Origin of the sequence: Lichenihabitans psoromatis (genome assembly GCF_004323635.1) — a bacterium.
In the GTDB taxonomy this organism is placed as follows: domain Bacteria; phylum Pseudomonadota; class Alphaproteobacteria; order Rhizobiales; family Beijerinckiaceae; genus Lichenihabitans; species Lichenihabitans psoromatis.
The window spans coordinates 4,371,753-4,385,609 of the sequence record NZ_CP036515.1 but is presented as its reverse complement, the minus strand read 5'-3'; the positions used below and the strand labels follow the sequence as shown (position 1 = coordinate 4,385,609).

The 13,857-nt window shown below is 63.3% G+C and carries 13 protein-coding genes; 1 reads left to right on the top strand and 12 read right to left on the bottom strand.

Annotated elements, in window-relative coordinates:
* Positions 1-32 precede the first annotated feature (32 nt).
* The 6 genes from tolB to ruvB form a co-directional block, all read right to left on the bottom strand.
* A complete protein-coding gene (gene tolB / locus EY713_RS20515) occupies positions 33-1,349 on the bottom strand; it encodes a Tol-Pal system beta propeller repeat protein TolB (RefSeq protein ID WP_170314120.1) in 1,317 nt (438 codons plus the stop codon).
* A gap of 54 nt (positions 1,350-1,403) precedes the next feature.
* Complete coding sequence (locus tag EY713_RS20510; protein ID WP_131118688.1) at positions 1,404-2,243, bottom strand: cell envelope biogenesis protein TolA; 840 nt, start codon at positions 2,241-2,243, stop codon at positions 1,404-1,406.
* A gap of 351 nt (positions 2,244-2,594) precedes the next feature.
* Positions 2,595-3,041, bottom strand: coding sequence for an ExbD/TolR family protein (locus EY713_RS20505; RefSeq protein WP_131118686.1), 447 nt, complete (start codon positions 3,039-3,041; stop codon positions 2,595-2,597).
* Positions 3,042-3,065: 24 nt separating this feature from the next.
* Positions 3,066-3,788, bottom strand: coding sequence for a protein TolQ (gene tolQ / locus EY713_RS20500; RefSeq protein WP_131118684.1), 723 nt, complete (start codon positions 3,786-3,788; stop codon positions 3,066-3,068).
* A gap of 158 nt (positions 3,789-3,946) precedes the next feature.
* Positions 3,947-4,393: a tol-pal system-associated acyl-CoA thioesterase gene (gene ybgC / locus EY713_RS20495; RefSeq protein ID WP_131118682.1), complete on the bottom strand. Its 447-nt coding sequence runs from the start codon at positions 4,391-4,393 to the stop codon at positions 3,947-3,949.
* Positions 4,390-5,445 carry a Holliday junction branch migration DNA helicase RuvB gene (gene ruvB, locus EY713_RS20490; protein WP_131195281.1) on the bottom strand — a complete coding sequence of 352 codons (1,056 nt, stop codon included), beginning with the start codon at positions 5,443-5,445 and terminating at the stop codon, positions 4,390-4,392. Before ruvB ends, ybgC begins: the two co-directional genes overlap by 4 nt.
* Positions 5,446-5,570: 125 nt before the next feature.
* On the opposite strand from ruvB, the gene EY713_RS20485 reads away from it, so the two are divergent.
* Positions 5,571-6,425, top strand: coding sequence for a shikimate dehydrogenase (locus EY713_RS20485; RefSeq protein WP_131118678.1), 855 nt, complete (start codon positions 5,571-5,573; stop codon positions 6,423-6,425).
* Between the two features lie 54 nt (positions 6,426-6,479).
* On the opposite strand, the gene EY713_RS20480 is transcribed toward EY713_RS20485, so the two are convergent.
* The 6 genes from EY713_RS20480 to EY713_RS20455 all read right to left on the bottom strand — a co-directional run bounded on the left by EY713_RS20480 (position 6,480) and on the right by EY713_RS20455 (position 13,807).
* The gene (locus EY713_RS20480) at positions 6,480-7,034 is read right to left on the bottom strand and encodes a hypothetical protein (RefSeq protein WP_131118676.1); all 555 of its coding nucleotides are present in this window, start codon (positions 7,032-7,034) and stop codon (positions 6,480-6,482) included.
* 41 nt (positions 7,035-7,075) lie between these two features.
* The gene (gene lepA / locus EY713_RS20475; RefSeq protein ID WP_131118674.1) at positions 7,076-8,881 is read right to left on the bottom strand and encodes a translation elongation factor 4; all 1,806 of its coding nucleotides are present in this window, start codon (positions 8,879-8,881) and stop codon (positions 7,076-7,078) included.
* Between the two features lie 79 nt (positions 8,882-8,960).
* Complete coding sequence (locus EY713_RS20470) at positions 8,961-9,551, bottom strand: hypothetical protein (protein WP_131118672.1); 591 nt, start codon at positions 9,549-9,551, stop codon at positions 8,961-8,963.
* A gap of 70 nt (positions 9,552-9,621) precedes the next feature.
* The gene (locus EY713_RS20465) at positions 9,622-10,773 is read right to left on the bottom strand and encodes a M24 family metallopeptidase (RefSeq protein WP_131118670.1); all 1,152 of its coding nucleotides are present in this window, start codon (positions 10,771-10,773) and stop codon (positions 9,622-9,624) included.
* Positions 10,774-10,785: 12 nt separating this feature from the next.
* Positions 10,786-11,886, bottom strand: coding sequence for a YihY/virulence factor BrkB family protein (locus EY713_RS20460; protein WP_131118668.1), 1,101 nt, complete (start codon positions 11,884-11,886; stop codon positions 10,786-10,788).
* Positions 11,887-12,001: 115 nt separating this feature from the next.
* Positions 12,002-13,807, bottom strand: a complete 1,806-nt coding sequence (locus tag EY713_RS20455) for an ABC-F family ATP-binding cassette domain-containing protein (protein WP_131118666.1) — start codon at positions 13,805-13,807, stop codon at positions 12,002-12,004.
* Positions 13,808-13,857 lie beyond the last annotated feature (50 nt).

Below are 13,857 nucleotides of genomic sequence, written 5' to 3'. Positions count from 1 at the left end.
ACTCTGAACGAGGCGATGTCGCTTTGTTTCGGTTAGTTCAGCAGGGGACCCCAAGACGGATCGGACGCGAACGAGCCAGTCGCCACCGGGAACTCACCCCGACCGAAAATATCCGTCATGAAGATCTTGGATCCAGACTGACCGCCCGGATCGCGAAAGAACATCAGATAGAGCCCGTTCGGCGCCCATGTCGGGCCTTCGTTGTGGAAGCCTTCAGTCAAGATGCGCTCGCCCGACCCATCCGGCTTCATCACGCCGATCCCGAAGCTGCCGCCTTTCTGGCGCGTGAAGGCGATGTAATCGCCCTTGGGGGACCAGACCGGCGTCGAATAATGGCCATCGCCGAACGACAGTCGCTTCGCGGTGCCTCCCGACGCAGCCATGATATAGATCTGCTGGCTGCCACCACGATCGGACTCGAACACGATCTGCGACCCGTCGGGCGAATAGGACGGCGACGTATCGATCGCTGCCGTATTGGTCAGGCGGGTGGTCGTGTGCGAGGCGATATCCATCGTGTATAGATTGGAAGAGGACCCTTCCGATAGCGACATGATGACCTTGCCGCCATCGGGCGAGAAGCGGGGGCTGAACGTCATGCCGGGGAAGTTACCCACGACCTCGCGCTGGCCGGTCTCGATGTTGAGGAGATAGACCTTCGGATCGGAGTCGCCGAAGGACATGTAGGTCACCTCCTGCGAATTCGGCGAGAAGCGTGGCGTCACCACGAGATCGTCGCCCTTGGTCAGATATTTCACGTTGCCGCCGTCCTGGTCCATGATGGCAAGGCGCTTGCGGCGATGTTCCGCCGAGCCTGTCTCGTCCACGAAGACGACGCGCGAATCGAAGAAGCCCTTCTCGCCGGTGATGCGGGTGAAGATCGCATCCGACACGATATGGGCCACACGGCGCGAGTTGGTGGCATCGGTCACATATTGCTGGCCGGCGACCTGCTGCCCATTGGACGAGTCCCACAGGCGGAACTCGGTCTTGATGCGCCCATCTCCCTCGCGATGCGTGCGTCCGGTGACGACGAACTGTGCGCCGCTATGCTGCCAAGCCGCCATCTGGGGCGCCTCGGGGTTCGGAGCTTGCTCGGGAAAGGCGCTCGGGTCGGTCGGTGAGAGAAAGACCGACCGTTTGAAGTTGTTGGTGATGATGCCGGTGATCTTGCTGCCGTCGGCATCATCGCTCGCAAATTTTGTGATCGCGATCGTGACCGGCTTGAACTGTCCGCCGGGGCGGATGTCGAGGAAACGTTCCTCAGCCGACGCCGGGGCCAGTGAGAAAGCCAATAATCCGGCGACGAGCGCCAGGATGGCTCGGACATGGTCGAGGCGGAGCCTCATCATAGGGCGATCCTTCTGGATGGTGTCAAAACTCGGCACGTGATCGGATCCGGCTCAGCCGGCCATCTCTTCGGGGTCGAACCGCAACACGCGGCCCTTCCAAAGATCGTAGTAGGGGGCATATTGCTCCGGAATCTTCAGCGGATTGCAGCGCCGCACCGCCCGCAGGGCACTGTCGGCGAGGCTCTGCAGAGAAGGGTCGGAGGGCGGATTGATCAGAACGGGCTCGGCCTCGAGCGATCCCGACGGGCCATAGACCACGCGAACCTGCGGAATGTATTTCTGGCCGGTGCTGAGGCCTAGATAGCTCCAGCATTGGCGATATTGATCCTCGAGCAGTCCATCGAGACCGGCCCACATCGATGGCGACATCTTTGGCGCATTGGCGGTGGGCGATCCGAGCGAGGCGACGCGGCTTGTATCGGGCCCGCGCGACGCGCGTTGCGCCGGCGCCTCCCGGCTCAGCAGCCGGGAAATGTCGGTCGGGTCGAACTTGCTCGTGTCGCTCGTCTCATGCACCGGCTTGCTGGTCCGCGCCGTGTTCTTCGCCGGCGGGGTCAGGTCGGTCGGCTGATCCTCCATCAGCTTGGCGACCTGATCGACTTTCGGCCGGTCGACCGGCCGCGGCTTCGGCGGCGGCGTCTTGTCGTGCAGCTTGGCCACAACCGGATGTGGCGGCAGCGGAACCGGATCCGGCTTCGGAATCGGCTTGGGGACGGGGGGCTTCGGTTTTGGCTCCGGCTTCGGCGCGACCGGCTCGGCCTCCACATCGCGCACGGGTGGGAGCGGCGGCGACGTATCGGCTTGCGGTGTGTCGGGGGTCGGCGGCGGCGGCGTATCCGGCACGGGCGGCATCGGAGGCGAGGTATCGGGCGGCAGGGCAGCCTCGCGCACCGGCGGCAGAGGCGCCGGGGGAGGGGCGGTGGCGGCGGGGGAGGCGGCGGTGAAGGAACGTCTTTCGATTGGTCGGGCGTCGGCGGGTTTGGCTTGGTGTCCTCGACCGGGGCGACCGCTTCGGCTTTCGCGACAGCCTCGGGACGAACCTCCTTGGCGGTCTTCTCGCCCTTCATGATCTGGTTGAATTGCGCGTCGGTCACCATCTCGACCGGAACGGTCTCCTGAACGTCATCGAAGACCGGCGCCGAGGAAAACGACACGAGCGCCGCGCCCAAGGCCGCCACGTGGACGACCACGGAGACGACGAATCCGGGCTCTGAAAAGCGACGCTTCACCGACACGACGATCTCACTTCGTGTCTTGGTCCGTGACGAGCGCGACCTTTTTATAACCAGAGGCCGTGATGATCGACATGACTTCGGCGATGCGACCGTAATTCACGGTCTTGGCACCACGCACGTAGATGCGCTCGTCATAGCCCGCCTTGGCCAGCGCCTGCAGCTTGGCCGGAAGCTCGTCGACCGTAACCGGCTGATCGAGAATATAGATGTCGCCCTTGGGATCGACCGCGACGCTGAGCGGCTTCTGGTCGACGTTGAGCTGTGCCGCCTTGGTCTGCGGCAGGTCGATCGGCACGCCGCTCGCCAGCAGGGGAGCCGACACCATGAAGATGATGAGCAGCACCAGGATGACGTCGATGAACGGCGTCATGTTGATCTCGGCCATCGCGCCATAGCGCGGCACGCCCCGCCGACGCCGTCCGCCTTTGCCACCCGCCGATACGGACATGCCCATGGGATGCTCTCCGACTAGAGGGGATCAGGCTGCGCGATCGCGTTCGCCACCGACATGCTGATCGATCTGCCGCGACAGGATCGACGAGAACTCGTCGGCGAAGCTTTCCATCCGGGCCTGGAACTTTGCCACGATGCCTTGCAGGTTGTTGAAGAAGATCAGCGCCGGAATGGCCGCGAAGAGGCCGATGGCTGTCGCCAACAGCGCTTCGGCGAGACCCGGTGCGATGACTGCGAGCGAGGTGTTTTTCGAGGCTGCGATCGAGCGGAACGAGGTCATGATACCCCAGACCGTGCCGAACAGCCCGACGAACGGGGCGGTCGACGCCACGGTCGCCAGCACGATGAGGTTATGTTCGAGCTTCTCGACTTCTCGAGCAATCGACACGTCAAGCACCTTCTCGAGCCGTGCATGCAGCCCCATGAAGGACGAGCCGACGTTCTGGAACGAGCGCTTCCACTCGCGCATGGCAGCCACGAACAGCGACGCCATGCCGATCGTCTCGCGTTGCGACAGGGTCGTATAAAGTTCTTCCAAAGACTGCCCGGACCAGAACACTGTCTCAAATCGGTCGATGGCCTTGCGGGTCTTGGAGAACAGGATCGTCTTGTTGATGATGATCGCCCAACACCAAACGGAGGCGAACAACAGGCCGAGCATCACCACTTTCACGACCAGATGGGCGTTCCAAAACATTCCGAAGATCGAAATATCGGCGACCGGGGCTGCGACATCGGCAGGGTTCATCGGCTCTAAGTCCTTGCGGTCGACGCGTCTCTAGAAGGATGGTCGTGTGTCCTGTCGCCAAAATCGGTCAATTCTGGGGCTTGAACAGGACGGCTCCTCGGCGAATCCACGCGACGAGTTAATCCCTGATTATCGTTAAGGAGCCGTTACTGAAAGGTTTATGCGATCGAAGGCGACAAATGTTTCCCATCGGGCCGCAATCTCGCCATCAAAGCGGGGGGAAAGCGCCGCGCTCGACCGTCTTGAACCAAGCCGATGCGGATGTCGGCCGTGACAAGGACGTCCTCGCCGCGCTGGATCGACTGGCCCATCGTGACGGAAGCGCCGCCGAGCGCCTCGATGGTGGTGTCGACCATCAAGATATCGTCCATCCGGGCGGCGGCGCGAAAATCGAGCGTTATATGCCGCACCGCAAAGGCCATCGGACCGCTCTCTGGTGAGGCGCGGAGGTCGGCCTGGTTGATGCCGAGATGGCGCAGGAACTCGGTGCGGCCCCGCTCGAGAAACCGCAGATAATTGGCGTGGTAGACGACGCCGGAGAAATCCGTGTCCTCGTAATAAACACGCACGCTCCATCGATGCGCCTCGAAAGCGGCACCGCTCATCCGACATCGTCTCCGAGATCGAACAGCCCGATCTGGTTGGCGACAGGCGCTTGCGAGGGGACCGCGAGCCCCAGGTGACGAAACGCATGCGGGGTCAGCATGCGGCCGCGCGGCGTCCGATGCAGAAAACCAAGCTGGATCAGGAACGGCTCGATGATGTCTTCGATCGCGTCGCGAGGCTCCGACAGGGCGGCCGCGATCGTCTCGATGCCGACCGGGCCGCCCCCGAACGAGATTGAAACGGCGTCGAGGTAACGTCGATCCATCTGGTCGAGGCCGACGTCGTCGACGTCCAGCAGTTTCAGGGCGCGGTCGGCGACCTTGCGGGTGATGATCGGTTCGTCGTCGACAACGGCAAAATCGCGCACCCGACGGAGCAAACGTCCCGCGATCCGGGGCGTGCCGCGCGCCCGCCGCGCAATCTCATTGGCGCCATCAGGCGCCATGCCGATCCCCAACACCCGCGCCCCGCGCCGCACGATGCTTTCGAGTTCGGTTACATTATAGAAATTCAGCCGTAGCGGGATGCCGAAGCGATCGCGCAGAGGCGTCGTCAGCAAGCCGGCCCGCGTGGTCGCGCCCACGAGCGTGAATTTGGCGAGATCGATCTTCACCGACCGGGCCGCAGGACCTTGGCCGATGATGAGATCGAGCTGGAAATCTTCCATGGCCGGATAGAGGATCTCCTCCACGGCCGGATTGAGCCGATGAATTTCGTCGATGAACAGAACATCGCGGTCTTCGAGCGCGGTCAATTGCGCCGCCAAGTCACCCGCCTTGGCGATGACGGGACCAGAGGTCGAGCGAAAGTTGACGCCGAGTTCGCGCGCCACGATTTGAGCCAGCGTTGTCTTGCCAAGGCCGGGCGGCCCGACGAACAGCACGTGATCGAGCGCTTCGCCTCGGGTCTTGGCGGCTTCGACGAACACCTTGAGGTTCTTACGAAGCGCCTCCTGGCCGGTGAAATCCTCCAGCACCTGCGGCCGCAGCGACGCCTCGTGGTCGTCATCGCGAAGGTCCGGGGTGAGCAGGCGTCGGGGCTGGTCTGACACTGAGGGGGTCCGGGCTGTCGCGGGCGCTTTGGCGGTGATTTGTTCTCGAATAGCATAGAGACGTCGTGCTAGGCGAACCGCTATGCCGGGCCGGGCCGCGGTCATCCTCGTTGCGATCGAGCATCATGCCGCTGTCCCCCCGCGCTTTCGTCATCGGCCACCCGATCGCTCACTCGCGCTCGCCGCTGGTTCACGGGTTCTGGCTCGATGCGCTTAAGCTGCCCGGACGTTATGAGAAGATCGACGTCGCGCCGTCCGATCTGCAAGCCTTCATCGAGGGCCTGGCGGCGGCGGGATTTGTCGGCGGCAACGTCACGGTGCCGCATAAGAGTGCCGTGATGGCGCTTGTCGACGACATCGATGCCGCCGCGCGGGCGATCGGCGCCGTCAATACGCTGTGGTTCGAGAACGGCCGCTTACAGGGCGGCAATACGGATGCGTTCGGGTTTTTGGCCAATCTCGATGTTGGCGCGCCGGGTTGGGATGGCAGCGGCAGCGGCGGCGGCGGCCACGCGGTCGTGCTCGGTGCAGGCGGCGCGGCGCGGGCCGTGGTCTACGGCCTGCTGCAACGAGGTCTTTCCGTGAGCGTGTTGAACCGCACGATCGGCACCGCCGAGGATCTCGCGCTTCACTTCGGCCCGCGCGTCTCCGCCCATGGGTGGGGTCAGGTGAGGCAGCAACTCGGCTCGGCCGATCTGCTGGTCAATACGACGACCCTCGGGATGGTTGGGAAGCCACAGCTCCACCTCGACCTCGCGGCATTGAACCGCGACGCGCTCGTGTGCGACATTGTCTATGTGCCGCTCGAAACCGATCTCCTCGCGGCCGCCAAGGCCAGGGGCCATCGCACCGTCGGTGGGCTCGGCATGTTGCTGCATCAGGCCGTGCCGGGCTTCGCGCACTGGTTTGGGCAAACCCCGGTCGTCACGGACGCGCTACGTGCTTTGATCGAAGCCGATGTCAACGCACCAAGGCTGTAATCCACGGTCGTGAGCGCGGTTTGGCGGAGCGAATTTCGCCAAGGCGAACGTGCTCTAATCGGATGTTTGGCTCGCGATGATGAAGGTGTGGTCCGTGTCGGTCCAGATCAGGCCAAGATCGAGCGTATCGCCCTGATGATACTCGACCTTACCGGACAGGTAGGTGTCGCCCCGCTGAACCGAGGCCTTGAGATATTCGGCCGCGTCGCTGCTCATCGCATTCACGATCATCTCGGCCTTGGGGCGGTCCCACCGAAAAGCCGCGATCAGAGCGGCTTGCTCATAAGCCTTCAGCGTGGTCTCAAGCTTCTCATCGACCGGGGCCGCCACGCGAACCTCGAAGCGCCGAAACTCATCGCCGTGGCATTTCAGCGTGCCTTCGACATTCTCGCCCGTCGCGAGAACCCGGACTTCGACGCCCTCATCGTCACCGAAAAAGCCGCGCGTGATGTTCAGCGGGCGTTCAAACGTCACTTTGTTGGGCTGCGCCGCCTTGGTGAAATCCTCCATGAAGGAGGCACAGCCGAACGGCGGCACCTTGACCTTGGCAAATGCCGGAAGCGGGAGGGCCGCGGCGCACACCAAAGCGAGAACACAGAGGGCCTTCATGCATAAACTCCAGGGGCGTCCGACCGTCACGTGTCTTGAAATCAGCTGTCCATCTTCAGGGCGGCGATGAAGGCCTCCTGCGGAATTTCGACCTTGCCGAACTGTCGCATCTTCTTCTTACCGGCTTTCTGCTTCTCGAGCAGCTTGCGCTTGCGGGTCACGTCACCGCCGTAGCACTTCGCCGTCACGTCCTTCCGGAGCGCCCGGATGGTTTCGCGCGCGATGATCTTGCCGCCGATCGCGGCCTGCACGGGGATCTGGAACATATGCTGCGGAATGAGATCCTTCAGCTTGTCCACCATGGCGCGGCCCCGCATTTCGGCACGGTCGCGATGCACCAGCATCGACAGCGCGTCGACCGGCTCGGCATTGACCAGGATCGACATTTTGACGAGGTCGCCCGGCTTATAGTCGGTGATGTTGTAGTCGAAGCTGGCATAGCCCTTCGAGATCGACTTCAGCCGATCGTAGAAGTCGAACACGACTTCGTTCAGCGGCAGATCGTAGGTCACCATCGCGCGTTTGCCGACATAGTTGAGGTCGACCTGTATGCCGCGCCGATCCTGACAAAGCTTTAAGATGCTGCCGAGGTAATCGTCCGGCGTGAGCAGCGTCGCCCTGATCCACGGTTCACGGATTTCCAAGATCTGCATCACGTCCGGCATATCGGCCGGATTATGCAGGTCGATCTGCGTGCCGTCGCGCATCGCGATCTCGTAGATGACCGAGGGCGCTGTGGCGATGAGATCGAGATTGAACTCGCGCTCGAGCCGCTCCTGGATGATTTCGAGATGCAGCAGTCCGAGAAAGCCGCAACGGAACCCGAAGCCGAGCGCGGCGGAGCTTTCCATCTCGTAGGAGAAGCTTGCGTCGTTGAGGCGCAGGCGCCCCATTGCGGCGCGCAAATCCTCGAAATCGGCGGCATCGACCGGAAACAGGCCGCAGAACACGACCGGTTGCGCCGGCTTGAAGCCGGGCAGGGCCTCGGCGGTCGGCTTGCGCTCATCGGTAATCGTATCGCCGACGCGGGTGTCGGCCACTTCCTTGATCTGCGCGGTGATGAAGCCGATCTCGCCCGGACCGAGGACCGAAACATCCTTCATCTTGGGCGTGAAGACACCGATGCGATCGACCTCGTAGTGAGCATTGGTCGCCATCGTGCGGATCTTGGAGCCCTTTTTCATCGTGCCGTCGATGACGCGGACCAGCACCACGACGCCGAGATAGGCGTCGTACCAGCTGTCGACCAGCAGCGCTTTCAGGGGCGCGGTCTCGTCTCCTTTGGGTGGCGGCAGGCGCTTGACGATCGCCTCCAGCACGCCCTCGATATTCAGCCCCGTCTTGGCCGAGATCATCACGGCGTCGGACGCATCGAGCCCGATGACATCCTCGATCTGCTCCTTGATGCGCTCGGGCTCGGCGGCCGGCAGATCGATCTTGTTGAGGATCGGCACGATCTCGTGTCCGGCATCGAGTGCCTGATAGACGTTGGCGAGCGTCTGCGCCTCGACGCCCTGGCTCGCGTCGACCACCAGCAACGAGCCTTCGCAGGCCGCGAGGGAACGCGAGACTTCGTAGGCGAAATCGACGTGGCCGGGCGTATCCATCAGGTTGAGGATGTAGGTCTGCCCATCCTCCGCCTTGTACTCGAGGCGCACGGTCTGGGCCTTGATCGTGATGCCGCGTTCCCGCTCGATATCCATGCTGTCGAGCATCTGCTCGCTCATGTCACGCAACGCGACGGTGCCGGTCGTTTGGATCAAACGGTCGGCGAGCGTGGACTTGCCGTGGTCGATATGGGCCACGATGGAAAAATTGCGGATGTTGGCAAAGGTATGCGACGTCATCCGGCCGCAATAGCAGTCGCGCCGGGTAAAACCAAGGCGAAGCGTCTTGGTTTACGCCTGAAAAGTCGGATGTCTCTTCTTAGTTGAGGGGCGGCTGTCCCGACGGTGCGACACTAGCGACTTTTCCACCCTGCGCCTGGGCCTCCGGGGTGCCGGACAGGGCCACCGCAAGGTCGTCGGCGCTGCGGCCCGCGAGTGTCGTGACGACGCTGTCGCTCACCACGCTCCAGGGATCGGCGGCGGCGACCGGCAGGTCGATCGTATCTTCGATCCGCTGTTCCCGTTGCTTCCGGCCGGCTTCGAAAACGTCGTAGACATAGGATAGCGTGGTGCCGCCGGTCTCGCCCGGATAGGCCGACAGATAGCCTCGGACCAGATAATGCGCCGAGGCTTCGTCCGTGACTGTGATTTCGCGCGAGGCGGCCTCGCCAAACAGGCTCTGACGGAAACGAGCCGCAACCTGATCAGGTGCGCCATCGAGGCTCACCAGCGCCACCGTCGCGGCGCGCGGGCTCGTCAACTGGCCGCGCGCAATGGCGTTGCGAATGTCTCCGCGCCCGACGCGCGCATCCGGTACCGCCTCGCAACCACCCAGGGCCATCGCGATCGTCAAGCCGGCCAATCCGAGGCCAAGGACCTGACCTTGCCGCAGGTGAGATCGTCGATACATGCCCGCTCCCAAGCCTCCGCGCCGGTCGCCTCGTCGGCCCCAGCACAGCTTTCCTAAGCTCGAGTTAAAGCTATTTCGTCACGAGGTCCAGATTGGCGGCGTTGATGACCTGTGGGCCGGTTAACGTCACGATCGAGGTTCGGCCGAGGCACATGGCGGTGTCGGTCTCGGAATCCATCAGGATCATGTGGAGGAACACCACCTGGTTCGGGGCCAGCACCCAATCGTTGTTGGCGAAGAACATCGGCGGGTCCATCCACGACGGGGTGAATTTGGCGCCGAGCGAATAACCGCAGGCGTTCAACCGATGGTGCGACAATCCATGCTGGTCGAACACACGGGCATGCGCCGCATAGACGTCACCCGCCGTGCGACCCGGTCGAAGCTCGGTCTCGCAGGCCGCCAGAGCTTCCCGAGCGGCCGCGTGATAGGCGACATGCTGCACCCGAGCGCGTCCGATCACGTGGGTCCGCATGATAGCGGCATGGTAGTGGCGGAAAACACCGGCAAATTCCAGCGTGATCTGGTCGTTCGCGTCGAGCCGTCGGCGTCCGGACTTGTAACGGCACAGAAGCGCGTCGCGGCCCGACCCGATGATGAATTCGTTGGCCGGGTAATCACCGCCGCCCGCGAAGATGGCACTCTGCTGTGCCGCCAGGATGTCGCCCTCGTCCGCGCCGGCGCGGGTTGCGTCGATGGCAGCGCGATCGGCCGCATCCGACAAACCGGCCGCTTCCCGCACGAAGGCGAGTTCAGCGTCCGATTTTGTAACCCGCAGACGCGGAACGATCGACGACGCGTCGACGAGGGTCACGAATTTCTCGAGAGCGGATGCGACCCGCTGTCCATTCGCATAGGTCAAGCCGTAGGAATCGTACTCGACGCCGAGACGGTGACCCCCGACGCCGAGGTCGGCCAACATGGCCCTGAGATCATGCGCAGGATTGGCCTCGGCCGCATCGACCCAGATCCGGATGGCATTGATGATCGACGTATGCTGCGCCTGCCGGAGATCGGCCGAGCGGGTCAGCAAGGCGGTCCGGCCATCCTGCCCGACGTAAAGACACTGAAAGAAGCAGAACCCGAACGTATCGTAACTGGTCAGCCAGAACATACTCTCCTGCGCGAACAGCAGCATGCCATCGAGCTGCCGCTCGGCCATGACGGCTTGCAGGCGCCGCATCCGGTCGGCCATTTCGTCCAGACTAAAATGAACCGCCATCGATGGAGAATCCTATCGGCTTGTCGGAAGGCCCTTGGTCGGTGAACCCGTTGCCCGCGCCCGCGCGTGAAGTTCGGCATCGACCTCCGCGCCGAGGAGAAACACCAGCGCCGCGACCCAGAACCAAAGCAGCAGCACGACGACGGCGCCGAGCGATCCATAGGTCGCGTCATAGCTGCCGAAATGCCCGACATAGAAGGAGAAGAGCCAGGAGCCTCCGAGCCATAAGGCCGTGGCGGTGGCAGAGCCCCAGGTGATCCATTCCCATTTCGCTTTCTGCCGGCATGGCGCGAAACGGTAGAGCACCGCGAAGCCGAGCAGGATGATAACGGCCAGCAGCGGCCAGCGGGCGAGCGCGATCGTGGTCGCCAATTGCGTCGGCACATGCAGCAGCGCGAGAGCCGCAGGGATGATCCCGATCGCAAAGACGATCGCGATCGCGATCAGGATGGCGGCGAACGTCATGCCGAGTGCGACGAGGTTCTGCACGACGAGCGAGCGCCGCTCCGTCTCCTCATAGGCGATGTTGAGCCCGGTCATGACGGACGCCATACCCGCGCGCGCGCTCCACAGGGCCAGCAGCACGCCCGTCACGAGCGCGATATTGAACTGCGAGGACTTCTTGGCCACGAAGGATGTGAGGCCGTCGTTGATCAGCGTCAGTGCCTCGCGGGGCAGAATTTCCGAAAATGGCGCGATTTGGCGGGACACCTCGGCCGGATCCCCAAACAAGCCATAGAGCGATACAATGGCTGCCAAAGCCGGGAAAATGGCGAGAAGCGTATAGAAAGCGACCCCTGCCGCGACCATCGAGACGTTGTCGCGGCCGATCCGGTCCACGACCGACCACATGACACCGACGAGACCCGGACGATGCGAGATCGCGACCGGATTGGGGTTGACGACCGCCGCATGCGAGACGACCGTCGGAACCAGCGGGGTATCAGACCCCAGTTGTGGCATGGCCACCGGATCGATCTCCGGCTCAGGACCGGCCACCGGCTTCGGCCGACCGACCGGCCCCGCCATCTTACCGAGGGCGATGCCGGCCGCGATCGCGAGGATCAATCCCGAGATCTGGCCCGACTTCTTCGTCTTCACCACATCCGACATCGTCTCGACCTCTTCGCTTCGAGCTGAAAATGGCACGCCGGCCGAAAACGTTCCGTGATCCTACCGGCCAAATCCTAGCCGGAAAACATGCCGCAGCGAAGGGCTGGTGGCTCCATCACGCCTCGCTCGCCTCGCGGAGCATTTCGAGTTCAATCCACTGGGTCTCGGCCTTTTCAAGATCGCTGTCGGCCTTGGCCAGCGCCGCAGATGCTTTGGCGAAACTCGCTGGATCGCGGCTGTAAAGCTTCGGGTCGGCAAGGACATTCTTCATCTTCGTGGCCGCGCGCCGCATCTCCTCCATGCGGCCCGGCAGGGTCTCCAAGGCATGTTTGTCCTTGAAGCTCATCTTGCGCTTCGGACCGGCGATGGTTCCAGTCTTGGCTTTGCCATTGCCATCGACTTTGCTGGACGCCACCGGCTTGCCGCTCAGCGACGCGCCGCGCTGGGCGACCATGTCGGAGTAGCCGCCGGCATATTCGGTCCAGCGACCTTCGCCCTCTGACACCATGACCGAGGTCGCGACGCGATCGAGAAAGTCGCGATCATGGCTCACGACGATGACGGTGCCGGGGTAATCGGCCAGCATTTCCTGCAGGAGATCGAGCGTTTCGAGATCGAGATCGTTGGTCGGTTCGTCGAGCACCAGAAGGTTTGAGGGCAGAGCCAAAGCGCGCGCCAGGGTCAATCGCCCGCGCTCACCGCCCGACAGGCGACCGACCGGGGTCCGGGCCTGTTCGGGACCAAACAGAAAGTCTTTCATGTAGCCGATCACATGTTTCGGCTGCCCATTGATGATGACGTTGTCGCTCCCGCCGCCGGTCAGCGCATCGGCCAAGGTTGTGGTCGGCAACAAGCTGGTGCGACCCTGGTCGAGGGTCGCGAGCGCGACGTTGGCCCCGATCTTCACCCAGCCGCTATCGGGCTCGAGCAGCCCGGTCATCAGTTTCAGCAACGTCGACTTGCCGGCGCCGTTCGCGCCGACGACGCCAAGCCTGTCGTTCCGCAACACACGGGTCGAGAAATCCTGCACGATCACACGCTCGTCGAAGGCCTTCGATACCTCTTCGGCTTCGATCACAAGCTTGCCGGAGGTCTTCGCCTCGGACACCGAGATCTTGACCTCGCCGACGGTGCGGCGCTCGTCGCGTCTCTCGCTGCGAAGATCCGCCAGCGCACCCATGCGCCGCACGTTGCGCTTACGCCGGCCCGTGACGCCGTAGCGGACCCAATCCTCTTCCATGGCGATCTTGCGATCGAGCTTGTGCCGGTCGCGCTCTTCTTCTTCCAGCACCTGATCGCGCCAAGCCTCGAAATCGCCGAAGCCCCGGTCGATCCGCCGCGTCTTGCCCCGATCGAGCCACAACGTGGCGCGCGACAGGCGCGTGAGAAAGCGACGATCATGGCTCACCAGAACCAATGCCGAGCGCAAGCTCGCCAGTTCCGATTCGAGCCACTCGATCGCCGGCAGGTCGAGATGGTTGGTCGGCTCGTCGAGCAGCAAGATGTCAGGCTCGGGCGCCAGCACACGCGCCAATGCCGCGCGACGGCCCTCGCCGCCCGAGAGATGACGCGGGTCCTCGTTGCCGGTCAGGCCAAGGTCGTTCAGCAGCGTGATGGCGCGATACGGGTCGTCGAGCGGTCCCAGACCGGCTTCGACATAGGCCAACACGGTATCGAAGCCCGACAGGTCCGGCTCTTGCGGCAGGTAGCGCAGACTGGCGTCCGGCTGCATGAACCGCGTGCCGCTGTCGGCCTCGCCCGAGCCCGCCGCGATCTTGAGGAACGTCGACTTGCCGGAGCCATTGCGCCCGACGAGACACAAGCGTTCGCCGCGCGAGACCGAAAATTCGGCCCCATCGAGAAGCGGCTTGCCGCCGAGGGTCAATCGAATATTTTGAAGCGTAAGAAGCGGAGGAGCCATGAGGGTCGCGGAATTCCAACAAACGTGCAAAAGCTGCGCGCAACGGGTGG

Bases quoted from the DNA above. Each gene is read 5' to 3' on its own strand.
- tolB (WP_170314120.1), bottom strand. From the start codon at position 1,349: ATGAGGCTCCGCCTCGACCATGTCCGAGCCATCCTGGCGCTCGTCGCC.
- EY713_RS20505 (WP_131118686.1), bottom strand. From the start codon at position 3,041: ATGGGCATGTCCGTATCGGCGGGTGGCAAAGGCGGACGGCGTCGGCGG.
- tolQ (WP_131118684.1), bottom strand. From the start codon at position 3,788: ATGAACCCTGCCGATGTCGCAGCCCCGGTCGCCGATATTTCGATCTTC.
- ybgC (WP_131118682.1), bottom strand. From the start codon at position 4,393: ATGAGCGGTGCCGCTTTCGAGGCGCATCGATGGAGCGTGCGTGTTTAT.
- EY713_RS20485 (WP_131118678.1), top strand. From the start codon at position 5,571: ATGCCGCTGTCCCCCCGCGCTTTCGTCATCGGCCACCCGATCGCTCAC.
- EY713_RS20480 (WP_131118676.1), bottom strand. From the start codon at position 7,034: ATGAAGGCCCTCTGTGTTCTCGCTTTGGTGTGCGCCGCGGCCCTCCCG.
- lepA (WP_131118674.1), bottom strand. From the start codon at position 8,881: ATGACGTCGCATACCTTTGCCAACATCCGCAATTTTTCCATCGTGGCC.
- EY713_RS20470 (WP_131118672.1), bottom strand. From the start codon at position 9,551: ATGTATCGACGATCTCACCTGCGGCAAGGTCAGGTCCTTGGCCTCGGA.
- EY713_RS20465 (WP_131118670.1), bottom strand. From the start codon at position 10,773: ATGGCGGTTCATTTTAGTCTGGACGAAATGGCCGACCGGATGCGGCGC.
- EY713_RS20460 (WP_131118668.1), bottom strand. From the start codon at position 11,886: ATGTCGGATGTGGTGAAGACGAAGAAGTCGGGCCAGATCTCGGGATTG.
- EY713_RS20455 (WP_131118666.1), bottom strand. From the start codon at position 13,807: ATGGCTCCTCCGCTTCTTACGCTTCAAAATATTCGATTGACCCTCGGC.